Origin of the sequence: Coprococcus sp. LG101-27 (assembly GCF_027695515.1) — a bacterium.
Lineage (GTDB): Bacteria > Bacillota > Clostridia > Lachnospirales > Lachnospiraceae > Allocoprococcus > Allocoprococcus comes.
In genome coordinates, this window is sequence record NZ_JAQEUJ010000007.1 from 77587 (window position 1) to 98910 (window position 21324).

22 protein-coding genes and 1 riboswitch are annotated in these 21324 nt (G+C 42.1%); of the genes, 16 read left to right on the plus strand and 6 right to left on the minus strand.

Translation table 11 applies throughout. The features are described 5' to 3' along the window. Positions 1-49 precede the first annotated feature (49 nt). The 5 genes from nadA (at position 50) to metG (ending at position 6083) form a co-directional block, all read left to right on the plus strand. On the plus strand, positions 50-958 hold the full coding sequence (gene nadA, locus PG766_RS07320) for a quinolinate synthase NadA (RefSeq protein WP_118199142.1): 909 nt from the start codon (positions 50-52) through the stop codon (positions 956-958). A gap of 70 nt (positions 959-1028) precedes the next feature. Further along, a complete protein-coding gene (locus PG766_RS07325; RefSeq protein ID WP_118199143.1) occupies positions 1029-2231 on the plus strand; it encodes an L-aspartate oxidase in 1203 nt (400 codons plus the stop codon). 35 nt (positions 2232-2266) lie between these two features. Beyond that, the gene (gene nadC / locus PG766_RS07330; RefSeq protein ID WP_118199155.1) at positions 2267-3118 is read left to right on the plus strand and encodes a carboxylating nicotinate-nucleotide diphosphorylase; all 852 of its coding nucleotides are present in this window, start codon (positions 2267-2269) and stop codon (positions 3116-3118) included. A gap of 110 nt (positions 3119-3228) precedes the next feature. Then, positions 3229-3744, plus strand: a complete 516-nt coding sequence (locus PG766_RS07335; protein ID WP_117558751.1) for a transcription repressor NadR — start codon at positions 3229-3231, stop codon at positions 3742-3744. 434 nt (positions 3745-4178) lie between these two features. Next, entirely contained in the window at positions 4179-6083 is a 1905-nt protein-coding gene (gene metG / locus PG766_RS07340) for a methionine--tRNA ligase (protein WP_118199144.1), read from the plus strand. Positions 6084-6147: 64 nt separating this feature from the next. Here the strand turns inward: metG and PG766_RS07345 are convergent, their stop codons facing one another. The 4 genes from PG766_RS07345 to PG766_RS07360 all read right to left on the minus strand — a co-directional run bounded on the left by PG766_RS07345 (position 6148) and on the right by PG766_RS07360 (position 9511). Further along, positions 6148-6384 carry a hypothetical protein gene (locus PG766_RS07345; protein ID WP_117558755.1) on the minus strand — a complete coding sequence of 79 codons (237 nt, stop codon included), beginning with the start codon at positions 6382-6384 and terminating at the stop codon, positions 6148-6150. A gap of 172 nt (positions 6385-6556) precedes the next feature. Next, a complete protein-coding gene (gene thiC, locus PG766_RS07350; protein ID WP_270590698.1) occupies positions 6557-7867 on the minus strand; it encodes a phosphomethylpyrimidine synthase ThiC in 1311 nt (436 codons plus the stop codon). A 273-nt stretch (positions 7868-8140) separates the two neighbouring features. After that, positions 8141-8647, minus strand: a complete 507-nt coding sequence (gene thiW, locus PG766_RS07355; RefSeq protein ID WP_117835381.1) for an energy coupling factor transporter S component ThiW — start codon at positions 8645-8647, stop codon at positions 8141-8143. A gap of 140 nt (positions 8648-8787) precedes the next feature. Continuing rightward, a riboswitch (TPP riboswitch) is annotated at positions 8788-8896 on the minus strand. 324 nt (positions 8897-9220) lie between these two features. Continuing rightward, complete coding sequence (locus PG766_RS07360; protein ID WP_118199147.1) at positions 9221-9511, minus strand: hypothetical protein; 291 nt, start codon at positions 9509-9511, stop codon at positions 9221-9223. A 206-nt stretch (positions 9512-9717) separates the two neighbouring features. Here PG766_RS07360 and PG766_RS07365 point away from each other — a divergent pair, with 206 nt between their 5' ends. The 6 genes from PG766_RS07365 (at position 9718) to PG766_RS07390 (ending at position 14926) form a co-directional block, all read left to right on the plus strand. After that, entirely contained in the window at positions 9718-10479 is a 762-nt protein-coding gene (locus tag PG766_RS07365) for a TatD family hydrolase (protein ID WP_118199148.1), read from the plus strand. 33 nt (positions 10480-10512) lie between these two features. Next, complete coding sequence (rsmA, locus tag PG766_RS07370) at positions 10513-11397, plus strand: 16S rRNA (adenine(1518)-N(6)/adenine(1519)-N(6))-dimethyltransferase RsmA (RefSeq protein ID WP_118199149.1); 885 nt, start codon at positions 10513-10515, stop codon at positions 11395-11397. Next, on the plus strand, positions 11387-12070 hold the full coding sequence (locus PG766_RS07375) for a TIGR00266 family protein (protein WP_008374092.1): 684 nt from the start codon (positions 11387-11389) through the stop codon (positions 12068-12070). The genes rsmA and PG766_RS07375 overlap by 11 nt, the downstream gene beginning before the upstream one ends. A 110-nt stretch (positions 12071-12180) precedes the next feature. Beyond that, the gene (locus tag PG766_RS07380) at positions 12181-13569 is read left to right on the plus strand and encodes a citrate/2-methylcitrate synthase (RefSeq protein WP_117824576.1); all 1389 of its coding nucleotides are present in this window, start codon (positions 12181-12183) and stop codon (positions 13567-13569) included. A gap of 152 nt (positions 13570-13721) precedes the next feature. Continuing rightward, positions 13722-13979, plus strand: a complete 258-nt coding sequence (locus tag PG766_RS07385; protein ID WP_055155739.1) for an HPr family phosphocarrier protein — start codon at positions 13722-13724, stop codon at positions 13977-13979. A gap of 47 nt (positions 13980-14026) precedes the next feature. After that, the gene (locus PG766_RS07390; RefSeq protein ID WP_118199156.1) at positions 14027-14926 is read left to right on the plus strand and encodes a LysR family transcriptional regulator; all 900 of its coding nucleotides are present in this window, start codon (positions 14027-14029) and stop codon (positions 14924-14926) included. Between the two features lie 16 nt (positions 14927-14942). On the opposite strand, the gene PG766_RS07395 is transcribed toward PG766_RS07390, so the two are convergent. Continuing rightward, a complete protein-coding gene (locus PG766_RS07395; RefSeq protein WP_243014469.1) occupies positions 14943-16031 on the minus strand; it encodes a DUF3810 domain-containing protein in 1089 nt (362 codons plus the stop codon). Positions 16032-16755: 724 nt separating this feature from the next. On the opposite strand from PG766_RS07395, the gene PG766_RS07400 reads away from it, so the two are divergent. Both PG766_RS07400 and PG766_RS07405 read left to right on the plus strand, forming a co-directional pair. After that, on the plus strand, positions 16756-17889 hold the full coding sequence (locus PG766_RS07400) for a hypothetical protein (RefSeq protein WP_004844113.1): 1134 nt from the start codon (positions 16756-16758) through the stop codon (positions 17887-17889). Further along, positions 17882-18250, plus strand: a complete 369-nt coding sequence (locus PG766_RS07405) for a hypothetical protein (RefSeq protein WP_004844112.1) — start codon at positions 17882-17884, stop codon at positions 18248-18250. The genes PG766_RS07400 and PG766_RS07405 overlap by 8 nt, the downstream gene beginning before the upstream one ends. 170 nt (positions 18251-18420) lie before the next feature. Here the strand turns inward: PG766_RS07405 and PG766_RS07410 are convergent, their stop codons facing one another. Continuing rightward, positions 18421-19260 (minus strand): helix-turn-helix domain-containing protein, encoded by an 840-nt coding sequence (locus PG766_RS07410; RefSeq protein ID WP_004844111.1) that lies wholly within the window; start codon positions 19258-19260, stop codon positions 18421-18423. A 283-nt stretch (positions 19261-19543) separates the two neighbouring features. Between PG766_RS07410 and PG766_RS07415 the strand changes: the two genes are divergently transcribed. The 3 genes from PG766_RS07415 to PG766_RS07425 all read left to right on the plus strand — a co-directional run bounded on the left by PG766_RS07415 (position 19544) and on the right by PG766_RS07425 (position 21304). Beyond that, positions 19544-19876, plus strand: a complete 333-nt coding sequence (locus tag PG766_RS07415) for a hypothetical protein (RefSeq protein ID WP_009244196.1) — start codon at positions 19544-19546, stop codon at positions 19874-19876. Positions 19877-19989: 113 nt separating this feature from the next. Further along, positions 19990-21126, plus strand: a complete 1137-nt coding sequence (locus PG766_RS07420) for a replication initiation factor domain-containing protein (protein ID WP_022431989.1) — start codon at positions 19990-19992, stop codon at positions 21124-21126. Then, positions 21119-21304 carry a helix-turn-helix domain-containing protein gene (locus PG766_RS07425; RefSeq protein WP_004844108.1) on the plus strand — a complete coding sequence of 62 codons (186 nt, stop codon included), beginning with the start codon at positions 21119-21121 and terminating at the stop codon, positions 21302-21304. Before PG766_RS07420 ends, PG766_RS07425 begins: the two co-directional genes overlap by 8 nt. Positions 21305-21324: the final 20 nt, after the last annotated feature.

The window sequence follows — 21324 nt, forward strand, 5'->3', positions numbered from 1 at the left end:
TGAAAAAAGATCAGAGATGAGAAAAGAGTCAGTAAGGGAGGATCACGTTATGACAACGGTGGAAGAGATACAGAAGCTTAAAAAAGAGAAGAATGCTGTCATTCTGGCACATTATTATGTGCGGCCGGAGGTGCAGGAAATAGCAGATTATATAGGGGATTCTTTTTACCTGAGCAAGGTAGCAACGAAGCTCCAAGAAAAGACAATCGTATTTTGTGGCGTTTCTTTTATGGGGGAGAGTGCGAAGATCCTGAATCCGGAGAAAACGGTTCTGATGCCGGATATGACAGCAGACTGTCCGATGGCACATATGGCAGATGTGGAGACGATCCGGAAGATGAGGAAAGAGTATGATGATCTTGCTGTTGTCTGTTATATCAATTCAACGGCAGCACTGAAAGAATACTCGGATGTCTGTGTGACATCTGCAAATGCAGTGAAGATCGTAAAAGAACTTCCGAACAAGAATATTTTCTTTATTCCGGATCGGAATCTGGCACATTTTGTAGCCGATCATGTACCGGAAAAAAATTTTGTTTACAACAATGGATTCTGTCCGACTCATGAACGGATGGAACCAGAGGATGTAGCCGAAGTGAAAAGGAGACATCCGGGGACACAGATCGTCGCACACGGAGAATGCCGTGCAGAACTTCTTGCGATGGCAGATTACGTGGGAAGCACATCAGGAATCATCCAGTATGTAACGGCAAGTGATTGTCAGGAATTCATTGTCTGTACAGAAGAGGGTGTGGGTTACAAGCTGAAGGAACAGAACCCGGAGAAGACATTCTATTATCCGGACAAGCTACCGGTATGTCCGAATATGAAAAAGAATACGCTGGAGAAGGTATTGCATGTTTTGCAGACTGGTGAAAATGAGGTTCACGTAGATGCAAAACTTCGGGAAAATTCCAAAAAACCGTTAGAGAAAATGCTTGAGCTTGCTGCAAAATAAAAGAACCGGAAAATCAAAAATAAGAAACAATAGGTGACCGGCTAAGAGAACCGGAATTGGAGGGATAAAGTTGGAGATTAAGACAGATGTAGTGATCGTTGGAACGGGAGTTGGTGGAGCGTTTTCAGCACTGAATCTTCCGGAGGATAAACAGATCCTTATGATTACCAAGTCAGATCTGGAAAGCAGTGATTCATTTCTGGCACAGGGTGGAATCTGTGTACTTCGTGATGATGAGGATTATGAGGGATATTTTGAAGATACAATGCGCGCAGGTCATTACGAGAACAGGAAAGAATCGGTGGATATTATGATCCGCAGCTCGCAGGAAATTATTCATGATCTGATTGGATATGGCGTGGATTTTGCCAAAAAAGACGGAAATCTTGCATTTACAAGAGAAGGTGCGCATTCCAGACCAAGGATTCTTTTTCATGAAGATATTACAGGGAAAGAGATTACGAGTAAACTGCTCATGCATGTAAAGAAACGAAAAAATGTACAAATACACGAATATACAACTATGACAGACATAATTGTTAAAAATGGAAAATGCGCAGGTATTTTAGCGAAGACGGCAGACGGTGAAGAGATGAAGATCTATGCACAGGATACGATTTTTGCAAGCGGTGGAATCGGAGGAAGATACCAGCATTCTACAAACTTTCCACATCTGACAGGAGATGCGCTTGATATTTCCAGGAAGCATGGAATCCGTCTGGAGCATCTGGATTATGTCCAGATCCACCCGACAACTTTGTATTCTTCAAAACCGGGGCGAAGATTTCTGATTTCAGAATCTGTCCGTGGAGAAGGCGCAGTTCTTTATAATAAAGACGGAGAACGTTTTGTAAATGAGCTTCTTCCGAGAGATGTGGTGACAAAAGCAATCCGGGAACAAATGGCAAAAGATGGAACGGATCATGTATGGCTTTCCATGGAAAATATTGATAAGAATACAATCCTGGAGCATTTCCCAAATATCTGTGAGCGGTGCCGGGAAGAAGGCTATGACGTGACAAAAGAATGGATCCCGGTTGTTCCTGCACAACACTATTTCATGGGAGGCATCTGGGTAGACAGCGACAGCAGAACTTCGATGGAGCATCTGTATGCGGTTGGAGAGACCAGCTGCAATGGCGTCCATGGGGCGAACCGTCTGGCAAGTAATTCTCTGCTTGAGAGCCTGGTGTTTGCAAAACGTGCGGCACATAAGATTTCCGGAGTGGAAAATGCAGTAAATCCTGTACTGTTCTGTAAAGAGGCAATATAAAAGAAAAAGATCTGTTTAGAATGAGGAAAAAAGAAATGAATAAGATTACGATGACATTGAATGTAGACCATCTGATAAAAGAAGCACTGCAGGAGGACATTTCCAGTGAGGACGTGACCACCAATGCGGTGATGAAAGAAGCGGTGACCGGAGAGGTGCAGCTGATCTGCAAACAGGATGGAGTAGTTGCCGGGCTGGATGTATTTCACAGAGTATTTGAAATTCTGGATGAAAATGTGAAGACAGATTTCTATTGTAAAGACGGTGACGAAGTGAAAAAAGGAGAATTGATGGGGATTATTACAGGCGATATCCGTGCGCTGCTCTCAGGGGAACGGGTGGCACTGAATTATCTGCAAAGAATGAGTGGAATTGCGACTTATACACATTCGGTTGCAATGCTTCTGGAAGGAACGAAGACGAAGCTTCTGGACACCAGAAAGACAACGCCGAATATGCGTATTTTTGAAAAATATGCGGTCCGTGTCGGTGGAGGATACAATCATAGATATAATCTTTCCGACGGAGTGCTTTTAAAAGACAATCATATCGGAGCGGCAGGAAGTGTGGCAAAGGCGGTGGAAATGGCAAAGGAATACGCACCGTTTGTCCGCAAAATTGAGGTAGAAGTTGAGAATCTGGATATGGTGCGTGAGGCTGTTGATGCGGGAGCAGGTATTATTATGCTGGATAATATGTCGCCGGAGGATATGAAGGAGGCAATCCGGATTATTGACGGACGTGCAGAGACAGAATGTTCCGGAAATGTAACAAAAGAAAATATTGACCGTCTGACGTCTCTTGGAGTAGACTATATATCAAGTGGGGCACTTACCCATTCTGCTCCTGTCCTTGACATTTCGCTGAAGAATCTGCATGCTATTTAAGCCGGTCTGGATTCAGTAAGAGTGAAGACAGGATTTGGCAGACAGAAGAGGAAAGTCTGTAATACGTCAGGCACAGAGCAGAATTGCAGAAAAAGGAGAGTTATATCGGGATGACAGGTTCCAGACGAAGAGAAGAGATTGTCAGCAAAATAAAGAGCAGTGAGGTTCCGGTACCCGGGAAAGAACTGGCGAAGGTATATGATGTAAGCCGTCAGGTCATTGTACAGGACATTGCGCTGATCCGTGCAGCCGGATATGATATCATTTCAACCAACCGGGGATATATTCTGAATGCACCGCATACGGTAACGAGAGTGTTCAAAGTCAGTCATACGGATGAACAGATGGAGGATGAGCTTTGTTCAATCGTGGATCTGGGAGGCAAGGTGGTAAATGTAATGATCAATCACCGGATTTATGGACATATGGAAGCACCTCTTGATGTGGCATCGCGGAGAAATGTCAAAGAATTCATGGAAGGGATCCATAGTGGAAAGTCCAGTCCGCTTAAGAATATCACTTCCAACTATCACTACCACACAGTTGAAGCGGATTCGGAAGAGACACTGGATCTGATCGAGCAGGTATTGAAGGAAAAAGGCTATCTGGTGTCAAATACGCCTTGACAAGTTTCTGATATCTGTGATACGATTTTTCTGATATAGGAAAAGCGATGATGAAGAGAGTAGGTCTTTTGAATGTTTACAGAGAAGTCCCGCAGAGGCTGAGAGGGATGGCTGGAGAAGGACTGAAGATGGCTTCTGAGCAGCGCAGGTGAACATAAGGAAGCAACGAATCAGTTTCTTGTGCAAGCATGCGATGGGTTCCGCCCGTTACAGCGGCGAGTGCAGATATAGACTGCCAAAAGCAGCAGACTGTACCCGGTGAGATTCTTCCTGTGAGGGAAGGATGAAGAGAAGTGGTAACACGGTAATAATCCCGTCTTCTATATTTTATAGAAGGCGGTTTTTTATTTAACAGGAAGTTTCTGTTAAATAAAAGGCACTACGTGCCGGAGATGTGCACTTTTTTAATTTAAAGAAAAAGGAGATAAAGAATCATGGCAGACAAACCAAAATATTATATTACAACTGCAATTGCCTATACATCAGGTAAGCCACATATCGGTAACACATACGAGATCGTGCTGGCAGACGCAATTGCACGTTATAAGAGAAGTCAGGGATATGATGTATTTTTCCAGACAGGAACTGACGAGCATGGACAGAAAATTGAATTAAAAGCAGAAGAAGCAGGTGTTACACCAAAGGAATTTGTAGATAACGTATCCGGGGAGATTAAGAGAATCTGGGATCTGATGAACACTTCTTATGATAAATTTATCCGTACAACGGATGATTATCATGAGAAAGAAGTGCAGAAGATATTCAAGAAACTGTATGACCAGGGAGATATTTACAAAGGACACTACGAAGGAATGTACTGTACTCCATGTGAATCCTTCTTCACAGAATCCCAGCTTGTAGATGGAAAATGTCCGGACTGCGGACGCCCGGTACAGCCTGCAAAAGAAGAAGCATACTTCTTCAAGATGAGCAAATATGCAGACAGACTGATTGAATATATCAATACACATCCGGAATTTATCCAGCCGGTAGCACGTAAGAATGAGATGATGAACAACTTCCTTCTTCCGGGACTTCAGGATCTTTGTGTATCCAGAACTTCTTTTAAATGGGGAATTCCGGTAGACTTTGATCCGAAGCACGTAGTCTATGTATGGCTTGATGCACTTACAAACTATATCACTGGTATCGGATATCACTGTGATGGTGAAAGCGATGAAATGTTCAATAAGAACTGGCCGGCAGACCTTCATCTGATCGGAAAAGATATCATCCGTTTCCATACGATTTACTGGCCGATCTTCCTGATGGCACTTGGACTTCCGCTTCCAAAACAGGTATTTGGACATCCGTGGCTTCTTCAGGGCGATGGAAAGATGAGTAAATCAAAAGGAAATGTACTCTATGCAGATGAACTCGTAGATTTCTTTGGCGTAGATGCGGTCCGTTACTTCGTGCTGCATGAAATGCCGTTTGAAAATGATGGCGTAATCTCCTGGGAGCTGATGGTAGAAAGACTGAATTCCGATCTTGCCAATACACTTGGAAACCTTGTAAACCGTACTATTTCTATGACAAATAAATACTTTGGCGGAACTGTGACAAATAAAGGTGTTACAGAAGAAGTAGATGCAGATCTGAAAGCTGTAACAGAAAATACACCAAAGGCAGTAGAAGCAAAAATGGAAGAGCTGCGTGTGGCAGATGCAATCACAGAAATCTTCAATCTGTTCAAACGCTGCAACAAATATATCGATGAGACCATGCCGTGGGCACTGGCAAAAGAAGAAGACAAGAAGGATCGTCTGGAAACAGTTCTGTGGAATCTGATCCAAAGCATTTCCGAAGGTGCAAAACTGCTTGAATCTTTCATGCCGGAAACAGCTGAAAAGATCCTGGCACAGCTTGGTGGCGGACATGTGGTAGAAAAACTGGAAATCCTGTTCCAGAGACTCGACCTGGAAGAAGTCATGAAAAGAGTAGAAGAGCTTCATCCAAAGGTTAAAGAAGAAAAGGAAGAGGAAGAAGAAGGAATCGACATCGAAGCAAAACCGGAGATCACTTTTGAAGATTTTGAAAAGATGCAGTTCCAGGTAGGCGAGATCATTTCCTGCGAAGCAGTCAAGAAATCCAAGAAGCTTCTCTGCTCACAGGTTAAGATCGGAAGTCAGGTAAAACAGATCGTTTCCGGAATCAAAGCACACTATACACCGGAAGAAATGGTAGGTAAGAAGGTTATGGTTCTTGTGAACCTGAAACCTGCAAAACTCGCCGGAGTGCTTTCAGAAGGTATGCTGCTCTGCGCAGAAGATGCAGATGGTAATCTTGCGCTGATGACACCGGAGAAGAAGATGCCGGCAGGAGCAGAGATCTGTTAATTAAATGATTGGATAAATAAAAACGAGGAGAAGAATCCAGGATCTGGAAACTTCTCCTCAATTTTTAATGTTGAGAATTGTCTGATTTTTTTTCATCTGTGATACTTTCTTCGCTGTTCAGCTTTGATTCTAAACCTGTATTCTTTTCTTTCAGTGTGGCAAGCTGGTGATTCAGCTCCAGATTTTGTGAGTACAGTTTTTTGTTCGACTGTTTGAGTGTATGTATTCTGCACATCGAAAAAATAAGGAGAATAGCAAGTACAATAAGAGTAACATCTTTCCACATTATTTTATTTTTCATAAACCTTTCCCTCCCGTTGTATCCTTTTTGCTGTGTAATAATTATACATCAAACCCGAAAATTTACCACTGGCAAAGTGCTATATTTTGTAGAACAAATAGAGCGAAAATTAGTGAAAAAGAAAAGAACCGGATAATTTCCGATTCTCTTCTTTTGCAAGCAATCTTTAAGTTTACAGAATATCAATATATTCTCCGGCAAGTGCTTTGTTCATACTTCTTACAGCACAGAATTTTCCGCACATACTGCAGGTATCGCTGTGGTCGTCTTCTGGTTTACGACTGTCACGGATTGCCTTTGCTGTTTCAGGATCGAGAGCGCAGGCGTACTGTGCATCCCAGTCAAGAACACGGCGTGCATCTGCCATCTTGTCATCGATATCACGTGCATGCGGGATACCTTTTGCAATATCAGCGGCATGGGCTGCAATCTTAGAAGCAATGATTCCCTGTTTGGTATCTTCTACGTTTGGAAGAGCAAGGTGTTCTGCCGGTGTAACGTAGCAAAGGAAAGCAGCTCCGCTCATAGCGGCAACAGCTCCACCGATGGCAGCTGTGATATGGTCATATCCAGGAGCGATATCAGTAACAAGAGGTCCAAGTACATAGAACGGTGCGCCCATGCAGATACTCTGCTGTACTTTCATGTTGGCAGCAACCTGATCCAGCGGCACATGTCCAGGTCCTTCTACCATAACCTGTACATTATGATCCCATGCACGTTTGGTCAGTTCTCCGAGGCGGACAAGTTCTTCAATCTGGCATACATCTGTTGCATCAGCAAGACATCCCGGACGGCAGGCATCACCAAGAGAAATAGTTACGTCGTATTCTTCGCAGATGTCGAGGATTTCATCGTAATGCTCATAGAATGGGTTTTCTTCTCCGGTCATGCACATCCATGCAAAGACAAGACTTCCTCCACGGCTTACGATGTTCATTTTACGTTTATGTTTTTTGATCTGTTCGATGGTTTTTCTTGTGATTCCACAGTGAAGTGTGACGAAGTCCACGCCATCCTCAGCATGAAGACGGACAACATCAATAAAATCCTGTGCAGTAAGAGTTGCCAGGTCTCTCTGATAATGAATAACACTGTCATAAACCGGTACGGTTCCGATCATAGCCGGGCATTCGTGAGTCAGCTTCTGGCGGAATGGCTGGGTATTACCATGGCTGGAAAGATCCATGATTGCTTCTGCGCCGAGATTAACGGCACTCATAACTTTTTGCATTTCAATATCATAGTCTTTGCAGTCGCGGGAAACGCCTAAGTTTACATTGATCTTGGTACGGAGCATGCTTCCGACACCTTCCGGGTTAAGGCAGGTATGGTTCTTGTTGGCACAGATGGCAACCTTGCCTTCTGCGACAAGCTGCATCATCTTTTCAACAGGCATATGTTCCTTTTTTGCTACGGTTTCGATTTCCGGAGTCAGAATTCCTTTTCTGGCAGCGTCCATCTGGGTTGTGTAATTTCTCATGTTGTTTTGCCTCCGTTTCTTATTGGTTTGTGAGTATCACAAAAATCTGGCGTCAGCAAAACACGGACAGCGTACACGAAAAAAACCAGACACAGCCTGATGGGTACACTTCCAGTTCGGAATGATAGAATTGCTAACGCCTTTGTCGGAAAATTTCCGGCAATGAACAGGATTTTATTTGAAAATCTCTGCCTTTTATTACGCGATACAAGGTGGTGTCCCCGGTGTAACGCGGTTTCATTTACAGCAGAGTGCTGTAAGAATGAATGATGATTATGCTTCTTTGATCTGTGACATAACGCCGCCTTTTTCCAGAACTGTGATCAGGATGAACGCAAGGATGCTTCCTGCGACAGTGGAAATAAGGAATGGAACGACATAAACGAAAAGTCCTGCCGGCGCAATTCCCATCAGATACAAAGCAACCGGATAAGCGGCAAGTGCGCCAAGGAATCCGGTTCCGATCGCTTCGGCAAGGCAGGTAAGACTTAAGATGTGGCATTTTTTGTAGACCAGACCACAGCATAAAGCACCGACCATGCTTCCCGGAAAAGCCATAAAGCTTCCGAGACCGAGCAGATTGCGGAGTAAACTTGCACAGAATGCAATGCCAACGCCCCATGCAGGACCAAGTGTCACGGCGGCAAGAATGTTGACCATATGCTGTACCGGAGCGCATTTGCTTCCGGCAACCGGTACACTGATAAAGCTTCCGACGATTGCAAGCGCGGTGAGAACACCGGCAAGTGCGAGTTTCTTTGTTGTATTATTTTGTTTCATAGTAGAGTTCTCCTTCCTTTTAAATAAAAAAGGAACTCCACACCTGAGTGGAGTTCCTGCTGTCCGTAATCACGGAACACGTTGGCAGCGTGTTCTGATCTGTCATGTAAAAAAATAAGAGATGCGGAGGCATCTCTATCAAATACATGGTATACATTCCCTCCGTTGGCATTATCCAAATCAGGTTACAGGTCGGGACAGATAAAATCCCCTCTCAGCCAGTTATCTCCAGCTCCCTGGTACATATGAACTTGTACAAGTAGAATTATAGCGCGGCATGCTGGATTTGACAAGAGGAAATGAAAAAGTATCTCAGAAAAGACATTGTGCAGTTACTGTTCACTCCCGTGTCAATCACTCCGCTGATTGACACGGAGGATGCATGTTTTGGCTTGAATGCATCTCGCCCCATCGCCAAAGGCGATTTAAAATGGCGAGATGCGTTGCTGGTCGCACATCGTGTGAACAGTAACATTGTGCAGAATCAGAGTAGATTTTTGTACAATAAAAGACGGACAGAAAGTTCTGCCCGTCCGGAATTTCATTACCGTCTTATGTAGAATACAGCAGAGATTAGCTAAGCTCTACTTTTAAAGCATCTTCCGGTTTGAATTCATTGTAAAGGTCATAGATGTTGTGACCGGTAGACTCGCTGAGGACACGGCCTTCCAGAGTGTAGCAGCGGATGAAACGCTTTTTGTCGATTGCTGACCAGTGTTCTACATCCCAGCTCATGTAGCCGTCTTCATCAGACTTCTTTTCTTTCAGGTATACATCAACCTGACGTCCGTCTACCATAATGTCTACAAGTTTCTTTGTGTCGGCTTCCAGCTCGACATTGTTTACAGTGTCAAATACTTTCATTTTAAAATCCTCCTATAATATCTGATCAGAATCTTCAGAAATATATTCCCCATACATTTGCAGATGTGATCTATTTGCACTATCTATAGTATACATAGAAGAAACCGGATAAGCAAGTAAAAAAAGTGACTATTCAGCGGCTAAGAATGTGTGGTATACTTAGAGCATCTGAGAGCAGTCAGTAAAAAGAAAGCGAGACGAGGAAAATGATATTTGATACACATGCACATTATGATGATGAACAGTTTGACGGGGACCGGGATGAGCTTTTAAAATCGATGCCGGATCTTGGAGTTGGAACGATCGTGGATGTAAGTGCGACTTATGAATCCTGTGAGAAGGTTCTGGCACTTGCCGGAAAGTATCCATATGTTTATGCTGCAATCGGTGTGCATCCGGATGAGATTGGAGAACTTAACGAAGATAAGATCCAGCACATGAAAGAACTCTGCCGTAACAAAAAAGTGGTTGCAGTCGGAGAGATCGGTCTGGATTATTATTGGGATAATGAATCACATGAGATACAGCAGAAGTGGTTTATCCGCCAGCTGGAGCTTGCGGGAGAAGTAAAGAAACCAGTAATCATCCACAGCAGGGAAGCTGCCGCAGATACCATGTATATCATGAAAAATTATGCACAGGGGCTTGGCGGAGTTATTCACTGCTATTCCTATTCACGTGAAATGGCTGAAGAATATGTGAAGATGGGATTCTTTATTGGAATCGGCGGAGTCGTCACATTTAAGAATGCAAAGAAATTAAAAGATGTCGCAACTGCGATCCCGATCGAGAAGATTGTGCTGGAGACAGACTGCCCGTATATGGCACCGGAGCCGTACCGTGGCAAACGGAATCAGTCTTCTTATATCCGGTATGTGGCTGAGAAAATTGCAGAGTTAAAAGAGATGAGTCCGGAAGAAGTGATCGCTGTGACAGAGAAAAATGCGAGAGATCTGTACGGCATCTAAGACGCAGGCAATGAATAATCAGGAGAATAACAGATGAAAACACCTACACTTGGAAATCCGCAGAATACCATTGAGGTTCTGCAAAAATATAATTTTAATTTTCAGAAAAAATTTGGACAGAACTTTCTGATCGATGAGCATGTGCTGGATAAGATCATTCGTGCAGCCGAGATCACAAAGGATGATTACGTATTGGAGATCGGTCCCGGAATCGGGACGATGACACAGTATCTTGCCTGTGCGGCAAGAGAAGTAACGGCAGTTGAGATCGACCGTGCGCTGATTCCAATTTTGGAAGACACGCTGAAAGAATATGACAACGTATCGATCATCAATGAAGATATCCTGAAGGTGGATATTGCAGCACTTGCAAAGGAGAAGAACGGAGGACGGCCGATCAAGGTGGTTGCGAATCTTCCATATTATATAACGACACCGATCATCATGGGCTTATTTGAAAGCCATGTGCCGCTTGAGAGTATTACGGTTATGGTACAGAAAGAAGTGGCTGACCGTATGCAGGTAGGACCGGGAACAAAGGATTATGGTGCACTTTCACTTGCTGTACAGTATTATGCAGAGCCGTATATTGTTGCAAATGTACCCCCGAACTGTTTCATGCCGCGTCCGGCAGTCGGCTCAGCAGTAATCCGCCTGACAAGACATCAGAAGCCTCCGGTAGAGGTTATGGATGAAAAACTGATGTTCCGTCTTATACGGGCATCCTTTAATCAGAGGAGGAAGACTTTGGCGAATGGACTTAAGAATTCAGGAGAGCTGAATCTTTCGAAGGAAGTCATTACTGCTGCGATAGAGAAACTCGGAAAAGGAAGCAGTGTCCGGGGCGAAGCACTGGATCTGGAAGAATTTGCCAGACTGACTAATATTATAAAGGAGGAAATGGAGCATGAAGTATGAAATCAAGGGTGATACCCTTCCGGTAGTGATCTGCCATCTGGAAGCTGGCGAGCGGATGATCACAGAGCGGGGATCCATGGCATGGATGTCTCCGAATATGAAGATGGAGACTTCGACAAATGGAGGATTTGGAAAAGCATTTGGAAGAATGTTCTCTGGAGAAGCGATGTTCCAGAATATCTATACCGCACAGGGCGGGAATGGACTGATTGCATTTGCATCCAGCTTTCCGGGTTCGATCAAGGCATTTGAAATCGGACCGGGGCAAGAATATATTTTTCAGAAAAAAGCATTCCTTGCTGGCGAACCTGGAGTAAATATATCTGTTCATTTTCACAAGAAAGTGGCTTCAGGACTATTTGGAGGAGAAGGATTTATCTTGCAGAAGGTATCCGGAAATGGAATTGTATTTGCAGAATTCGATGGACATGTGGTAGAATACGAATTACAACCGGGTCAGCAGATCGTAATTGATTCCGGTTATTTGGCAGCGATGAGTGTAACATGCCAGATGGATATCCAGACTGTGCCGGGACTTAAGAATATTGTCTTTGGCGGAGAAGGATTATTTAATACGGTTATTACAGGACCGGGACATGTATGGCTTCAGACAATGCCGATCAGCAGTGTGGCAGATTCATTGAGACCATATTTTCCAACAAGTAGTAAGTAGTTTACAAATAAGAAGAAGGGACGGGGGACGATGCTAAAAGTGCGTGTTTCCGTCCTTCATTCATACTTTCTGCAGTATTTGCAGAGCCTTTAACAGAAAGGAGTAGGTGTATGACAAATTCAGTGAACAGTGCGAAAGATCTGGATAGCATTCTGTTTGATATTTCGCCGAAAATCAAGGAACTTGCCGGATTATGTGAAGCGAATACCGGGATCGACAAAGAACTTTTTGTAAAGCATGATGTAAAAAGAGGTCTCCGTGATGTAAACGGAAAAGGAGTCCTTGCGGGACTTACCAACATTTCCGATGTATGTGCCAAAAAGATTGTAAATGGCGAAGAAGTTCCGTGTGCCGGTAATTTGTATTATCGAGGCTATAACATCAAGGATCTGGTTCGTGGATTCCTGGATGCGGATCATTTTGGATATGAAGAAATTGCATATCTGCTTCTTTTTGGTGAACTTCCGACGGTTGTACAGCTGGATGGGTTTCATGAGACACTGACGGAGAGAAGGACACTTCCGCCGAATTTTGTGCGCGATGTTATTATGAAGGCACCGAGCCATGATATGATGAACAATATTTCAAGGGCGATTCTGAATCTGTATTCTTACGATGAAAAAGCTGATGATACTTCAATCCCGAATGTTCTCAGACAGTGTCTGAACCTGATCAGTGAATTTCCGATGCTGATGGTCTACGGATATCATGCATACAATTATCGTCAGGGTCAGGATATGTACATCTATGCACCGGATCCGCAGAAGTCCACCGCGGAAAATATTCTGATGATGCTTCGTGAAGACCGACAGTATACGGAGCTGGAAGCAAGGATCCTGGATATGGCACTTGTGCTGCATATGGATCACGGTGGTGGAAACAACTCTACATTTACTACCCACGTTGTCACTTCGTCCGGAACAGACACCTATTCTACAATTTCTGCTGCAATGGCATCGTTAAAAGGTCCGAAGCACGGCGGTGCGAACATCAAAGTGACGCAGATGTTTGCTGATATGAAAGAAGAGGTCAAAGACTGGGAAGATGACGATGAGGTAAGAGCATATCTGGAAGGTCTGCTTGCAAGGGTGAGGTTTGATAAAAAAGGTCTGATCTATGGAATGGGTCATGCGATTTATTCAGTATCTGATCCACGTGCTGAGATTTTCAAGAAATTTGTGGCTCAGCTTGCACATGAAAAAGGATACGATAAAGAATACGCACTTTATGAGAAAGTGGAACATATGGCACCGGAAATCATTGCCGAAAAAAGAAAGATGTATAAAGGGGTAAATGCAAATGTCGATTTTTATAGCGGACTGGTTTACCATATGCTTGGAATTCCGGAGCAGCTTTATACGCCGATCTTTGCCGCAGCGCGAATCGTTGGATGGAGTGCACATCGTCTGGAAGAGCTGATCAATGTGGATAAGATTATTCGTCCGGCATATATGCCACTGGCAGAGTATCGAGAATATAAAAATTTAAATGACCGATAGTGTTGACAAACTGCTATGTAGTATGTAAAATAAAGAAACAACTGATATGTTCAAATGACATATCAGACATTTCAAAGAGACATTTCTCAAATTGTACGATATTGTGTAAACTAGACATCAGGAAAAAAAGACTTGCGGAGGGTTGACCTATTATGGTACAGAGGAATATACGTTTTATGACTACAGGACAATTGATGACTTTTTGTAATGTTTGCCAGAAGATGAATGCAGATATTACGGTAAAGGATGTGACAGGACGTTTCGAGATCGATGCCAAATCGATCGTGGGACTGATGACGATAAGAATGGGAGAGAAGATGCATCTTCTGATCGAAGGCGAAGAGGAACATCTGGCCGACAGTTATTTTGAAAAATTTGACTGTACACCGGTTACGATTCCGTTCAGTTAAAGGCGGCACTGGATATGCCGGAGATATACGGAACAAGGAGCAGGAAGATGGAAGTTACCTATGATTATTACCGTATTTTTTATTATGCGGCAAAGTATAAAAGTTTCTCACAGGCGGCGACAATCCTGATGAGTAATCAGCCGAATGTAACGAGGGCAATCCACAATCTGGAAAGTCAGCTTGGATGCAGATTATTTATCCGGTCTAACCGGGGAGCAGAGCTTACACCGGAGGGAGAACGGCTTTATTCACATGTTGCAATTGCATACGATCATCTGCATGCAGCAGAGCTAGAGCTTGAAAATGAAAAGAAGCTGGAACAGGGAACCGTAACGATCGGGGTAAGTGAGATTGCATTGCATTTGCTTCTGCTTCCGGTGCTGGGAGAGTTTAGAAGAAAGTATCCTAAAATCAGACTTCGCATTTCGAGTTATACAGCACCACAGGCGATACAGACGGTTCGGAACGGACTTTCAGATTTTGCGGTAGCATCTACACCGGCAGAGGTGAAAAAGCCTTTAAAGGCAATTCCGCTTCTTTCATTTAAAGAAATTCTGGTTGCGAATGCGGCGTACAAAGATATGTTTAAAGAACCGGTAAGTTTGAAAAAGCTGGTGAAGTATCCATTTATCTGCCTTGGGAAAAACACGTCAACTTATGATTTTTATACCAGATTTTTTCTGGAGCATGGAATTGCAATGACGGCAGATACCGAAGCAGCAACCATCGATCAGATTCTGCCGATGGTAAGACAGAATCTGGGAATCGGGTTTATTCCGGAACCGCTTGCACAGGAAGTGATTGAGCAGGGCATTGTCATTCAGGTTCCACTATTGGAAGAACCACCGGTAAGAGAAATCTGTTTTGTGGAAGATAAGAGCAGTCCTCACAGCATGGCGGCAAACGTATTGAAAGAGATGCTGTTTCAGGCTGGAGAGAAAGAGTAAACTTTATAAGAAAGAATTATTTTGACCGGAACCAGGTGATCATCAGATCAACCATCCGGTCATAACTTTTTATCCCGTCACTTTGACCATTTGCTTTCAGATAGTGGTCATTGATCTGACCAGATACTTCGGCGACCTTGCTGTCATATCGCTTCCAGAAGCTGCTGTTAGCCGAAAGATCTGCCTTTACATTGTCAGAAAGCCTGTTGTAGATTTCCTCAAAGGTGTCGTAGTCGACTTCGTAAAGTTCATTGGTTGCGTAGATCCAGCCAAGAAGATAGCCGCTGTAGTTGAAGGCGGTATCGTCGGCATTTACACAGGCGAGAAAACCGATAAAATTTGCTTCTTCCTCCTGCATAAATCCACGCAGATGCGAAAATTCGTGACAGATGGTAAATGGAAGATTGTAGGAAACCATTGCGGAGTTATAGTTTGCCTCAATGGTAAATGGTGAATAGATCCCGGAAAGATTCTGTACCGAGAGAAAAGCCGGAAATAAAAGACCTTTTGGCTGTGGATAGTATCCGGAAAGTTCAGGGTAGGTAGCACCGAGGGAGAACATAGCAGCCCGTGCACGATCCTGCAGATCCTTACCCATATCAGCAAGACCGTCAGAATCCCGGTCTAAAGAGTCAGAAAGTGCATTTAACTGATCAGTCAGTTCGTTGCATAAAGAGGTCAGTTCAGCCAGAGTATACTGACCGGATTCCAGGTGATATTTTTCTGCAAATGAAGTATGTCCGTAGTTGATTCCGCAGAAAAAAGTATAAATGGTAAACAGACATCCGCAGAGAAGCAGGAGTGAGGAACCGTAGCCGAGCCAGGCTGGGGTCTTTTTTTTGGCATACATTTTGTAAATGGAGCTGACCAGCATCCGGATCAAGGAAAGAAACAGAAGAATGACAAAAATATACAATCCAATTTCAGAAACAGAAAATGGGAAGATTCCGAAAAAGCGTCCGATGGACGAAACGAAAAGCGGGTAAATGGTGGAAGAATACCAATCCGCGAATGCAGAGCTTTTGTGGCTGATGAAAAGAGCAAGGAAACTTATGGCAAATAAAAGAATTGAAAAAATCAGTTTATGTAAAGTAGGGCGTTTCATAATAAATCCTTTCCGGTAATTGAGGATAAAAAGTATGATGTACCAGAGAGACATTCGTGCAAGGTCGTAAAAGGTTTGAGTTCATTTGATGATGAATGGCCGTGATTAACGTTCTGTGCAGGTAGATATCCGGGCACACGGTACTGCATTTACAAATAAAATATGGGACGGAGGATAACCTTCGTCCCAGAATAATATTCTGTAAAAATCAAAGTGCGGCAATCGGGCATGCCCGATTGCGCTCACTTTATGAGGGGGGAGATAGTTGTTTCCCAACTATCCATTTATTACTATACGATGAAAATGTGTCAAAAGTGTTAAGAAATTATAAAATCTGATTAAAAATATAAAAATGATAGGTTTATAGAATATTAAAAAAATCCACAACGCAAGAACCTCTCCATAATGGAGAGGTTCTTGGTGTTTTTATTGTTATCTAAAAGGAATGAGGGATTATCGAACTGGTTTATATTGTGTTACAAAGTGTTGTAAAGCCCGGAATTACAGGCTTTTTTAAAATTGACTTACATATAAAGTGTTATATTTATTTATCCTGATTTGACCGAAATTTGCCCCGAGATTCTTTGTTTGGATTTGTTTGAAAATAGTTTGATAAAAATAAAATAGAATGAAATATTTGAAATAAACATAAAAAAATATAGACAAAATAGGGAATAAGATATAATATTAAAGTAAATATATAATCTAAGGAGGAAGGATATTTATGAGAAAAATTTTTAAACGATTTGCTTCACTTTTGACAATCTTTATATTGACTATTATGTCAATAGTTCCTGTCCATGCATCGGAGAATACTTCTGTTGTAAATGTTACGGATGATTTGGCGATACAGATGGCAGAACGTTTTGCAAAGGGAATAGGAGAAAATAGCAATATTGTTGCTAATAATCCGAGAAAATTTTATGATACAACAGGTCAAGCTATTGGATATATTGTAAATTACAATTTAGAAAACAAACCATATGGATATGTAGTTTTTGATACTACGTGTGAATCTTTGATATCAGAATACTCATTTGGTAATAATTCAGCAAATCCATATGAGGTGATTTATCAAAGTGAAGCAAATGTATTTAGTGAAAAAGCAAATACCTCTGAAATATATAAAATAGCTCCGTTTGAATATGGTATTGTTGATAATTTGGGAAAGATTAGAACGAATTATGGTGAAACATTAGAAAAAACAGTACTGTCCTTGAATGAGAGTAGGGGAAAAGACCCAGCTACTTGGGATGAGGTTTTGCTAGATATTGATGAAGTTTATGAAAACTACACGCTTGTTTCAACAAATCATCTTCAAGAATTTATTTCCTTTAATGAGCCGTATATAGAAAGTGTAACAGGACATTATGCATGTGCAGTTAGTGCATTATTAGCATGTGGTGCATATTATAATGCTGTTGATTATACAGATATTGCAGGTGATTATATGGATATTTGGGATTCAACAGGAACGACAGTTTCATCGGAGAGTGGAGGAATAACATATGGTTCAACAACTATTGGCAATATTGGACCTGGATTTGTGGACTTTTGTGCTGGAAAGAATGTTTCTGTAACACAAAATACTGACTATAGTCCCAATTATAATTTTTTCACTAATTGCATTGATAGAGGAGATATAGCAGTTGTCCATTGTGGTATAATTAGCAGTGATACTGGAGAACGTGCGGGGCATTCAATGGCAGCAGAGGGATATGCAACTTTGCGAGCATATAATTCTGGAAATACAGTACATACATTGATGGTATTTGATGGATGGGGGGATACAGTACGTTATTTGAATTTTGATTTTGATAGTTGGACAGACATATCGGGGACTACATTTAATGGATAAGAAACGATTGATTTTGTTAATCATACTTTTGCTTGCAATAGTATTAATTGTGCTTGGCGTAAAAGGAAATGTTTTTAAGGAGAATCGTCAAAATATGGAGTTGCGTTCTAGTGGAGATGATAATTCTCATTGGTTTCATTTGAGTGGGGTTGTTGTAGAGAAAACTTTTGATACACTTTTAATAGAACTAAATGAGAAGGAAGAAAGTAGTCTATTTTTTGATACGACAAAAGTTAGTTTAGATTGTACTAAGTGTAAAGGTGATCTAGAACAAGTATCAGAAGGAAATGTTATTAAATTTTATTTTTTTAAGTATAATATTGATGGTGAAACGGTAAAAATTGAAAGAATAGTAAGATAAAAGTATAAGTAAGAGTTCTGCTATCAGAACATTATTATTAGTGAGGTAAAGGAACAAGGCGAAGCCGAGACGCCGTAGGGCAGTCCTTTACGGAACGGACACAGCCAATACCATCATGATACATAAGAGGACTTGAAAGGTCACAAACCTTGCAAGTCCTCTTGTTTATCTTATGGGTTACTTCTGTCGGATTGCATTTTCCAATAGACCGCTTCTTTCGTGGCTTCTCGGAAAAAGCTATCCTGTCTGGTATATGACAGATGTTCATTCTGGATATAAGCGTCTGATTCGCAATCATATTCGTAAGGGATTACCTGTGCTGTTCCCTGTTTTTCATCAATTCCATAGATAATTACTTTGGAATCTCTCAATGCCAGTCCGAGTGTCAGAAAGCCGGAAGTGAAATAATTGTTGTTGTGTGGAGCGGTTATGCTTTTCAGTGCATGAAAGAAGTCTGCTACTTCCTCAGTCTGTCCATTCTCAAAAGCCGGAATGATATGTAAGGTGTTGTTTGCCTTATCTGCATATGCCCGGCAGACCAGAACGGAAGAATCCGCTTTTTGTATGATACCGTCAAAATAATCGCCGGAGTATGCAGTTGGCTGATAGAAAATGGCGGTTTCTTTTGTTGTAAGGTTATGATAAGTCAGAAAGCCGTTTACAAGCCGGACAATCTCGATATCATCCCCGTAGGTAAATCCGTTCTGCTCTAAAAGAGAATAGAAAGTTCTGGTAAATTCTTCCGGCAGTTCAATCCCCAGTTTTTCTGTGATAAGCATATCTACATATTCTTTAAATGAACCATACAGAAGTTCATTCAGCGTCATATTGCCCAACGTGGCAATCTGCTTCAAGCGTTTCTCATTGGGAAGATTCACACCCTTTTCCCAACTGTTTACAGAGCCTTTCGGGGCATTATCTATGATTTCCCCAAACTTCTGCATACTGTAACCGTATTTCTTGCGTATCTGTAAAATTCGTTTTCCTACTGCTTCTTTATTCACAAACATATGCACACCTCGTTTCTGTTTTCATCATAACACAAGATAAGGATAAATGTAAGGGTAAAATTATAATAAGTTATAAAAAGATATAGTTAAGCGTTTGAAATACAAAAATAAAAAGTAAGGGAAAAAGTAAAATAATTGTTGACAAGAAGAAAAAACAGGTCTATGATGAGGTTAAGAGGTAAGGAGAAAAGTAATGAAATAAATATAGACGTGGATATGAAAAGGACTTGTCACACTTACCAGACACTCATTCACCATGATTTCAAAAAAGGAGAAATGTAGCATGCAGATTACATTGACAAAAGAACAGGTCAGAGAAGCGTTCGGGGAACTCCGTTACATGGGAGCAGACTACTGCTACAAGTATGATAAGGAAACCCGGAAGAAAACCGAGGAAGTGGAAGCATTGAAACTTCACCTCGGAAGCATGAAACTTGGAAACAGCGTAGATATCCGTCTGGAAGCAACAGAACTTCCAAAGGTAGAGCCTTACACAGTGGTAGAACTAGAAGAAGCGGTATATGCCCCTTATGTGCAGAGAGGAAACTTCCCGGTATTGGTGGACAGAATCTCCTGCAAGGGTATCCGTGTTGTTACCGGAAAAGGAAACGTGTAGAGACTGTTCCCGGAAATTCTCTGCGGACTGCTCCGTACAGCGTGAAAGGAGCAAAGGGAGTAGAGAAGTTCCGGGAACGTGGCGAAAGCCACGGCATACTACGAAAGGCAGGGATGATGATAACAGAGGTAATGAAAATTTCAGAACCCCCCTATACTAACAGGGGGGTAACTCGTCAGAAAGAAGATTTGACAGCACTGATTGACTGGTGTCAGATTACTGTCAAAGGTGTAGACGTGTTCATAATCATAGAAGATATCTTGCGGATTCCACTGAGTTTTATGGAACTGCATGGTAAGGAAAAAGGAATTGCTGGACACGAACTGATAGCAAGATTTGACAATATCAAGATTCTGAAACCGACAGGAAATGCACAGTATGAGGGATTTCAGATTCTTATGAGTGGTTCGGGGTGCAGGAATTATGAAAATTTCCTTATGATGAATAAGGAAACATGGTTTGATTTTCTGGAAAGAGTTTGCAGATACCCGGTGAATTTTCCGAGGATAGACTTGGCAATCGACGATACAAAGCCTTATCTGTCTATCCCGGAATTGATTCGTCTGAAAAACGAGGGGCTGATATCTAGTCAGTTGCGTGATACAGCAGAGAATCGTTCTGATAGACTGAAAGAGGATGAAATAGAAGCGCAGGGAAAAACACTATATCTCGGCAGTAAACACAGTGATTTTCGGATTACATTCTATGAAAAGGGATATGAACAGGCAGAAAAGTTCGGAAAAGAACTCAACCCGGACTGGAACAGATATGAACTTCGATTCCGGCACAAAAAAGCGGTCAGATTAGTAGAAGAACTTCTGAAAGACAGGGATGTGGCACGGATTGCGTTGTCTGTATTAAACGAGAAAGTGCGGTTTTTACAGAAGCCGGAAAACAGCACGGTTACAAGAAAACGGCTTTATCCTACTTATCCCCCGTGGGAAGAACTCATGCAGGATGTAGGGAAGATAAAGTTGACCATGAATCCAGAGAAAAAGACACTGGAACGAACATGGCAGTGGCTGAACGTAGCAGTTTCGCCCTCTTTAAAGCTAATGGATAAAATCGGAAAACTGGATAACAGAGATTATATCCGCCAGCTAATAGAACGGGGGCAGATGAACGAAGAACAACAACGCATATATGAGGACTATAAAAAATCTTTCCTTTTGAGGGAAGAAGAAAGGAGAATCTTTGACAGAACATACACAGAAAACGATACAGACAAAGAAAGCCCTTACAGTGAATGAAGCGTCAGAGTATACGGGAATTGGAAGAAATAATCTGCGAAAGCTGATTACATGGCAGAAGATTCCGGTCATAAGGATTGGAAATAAGATTCTTATACGCTCTGAGGTTTTAGACCAGTTTTTGAAGAAAAACGAAGGGCATAATCTGAAAAATAAATATGAAGTAATTGCAGTATAAACACAAATAAGCATATAATA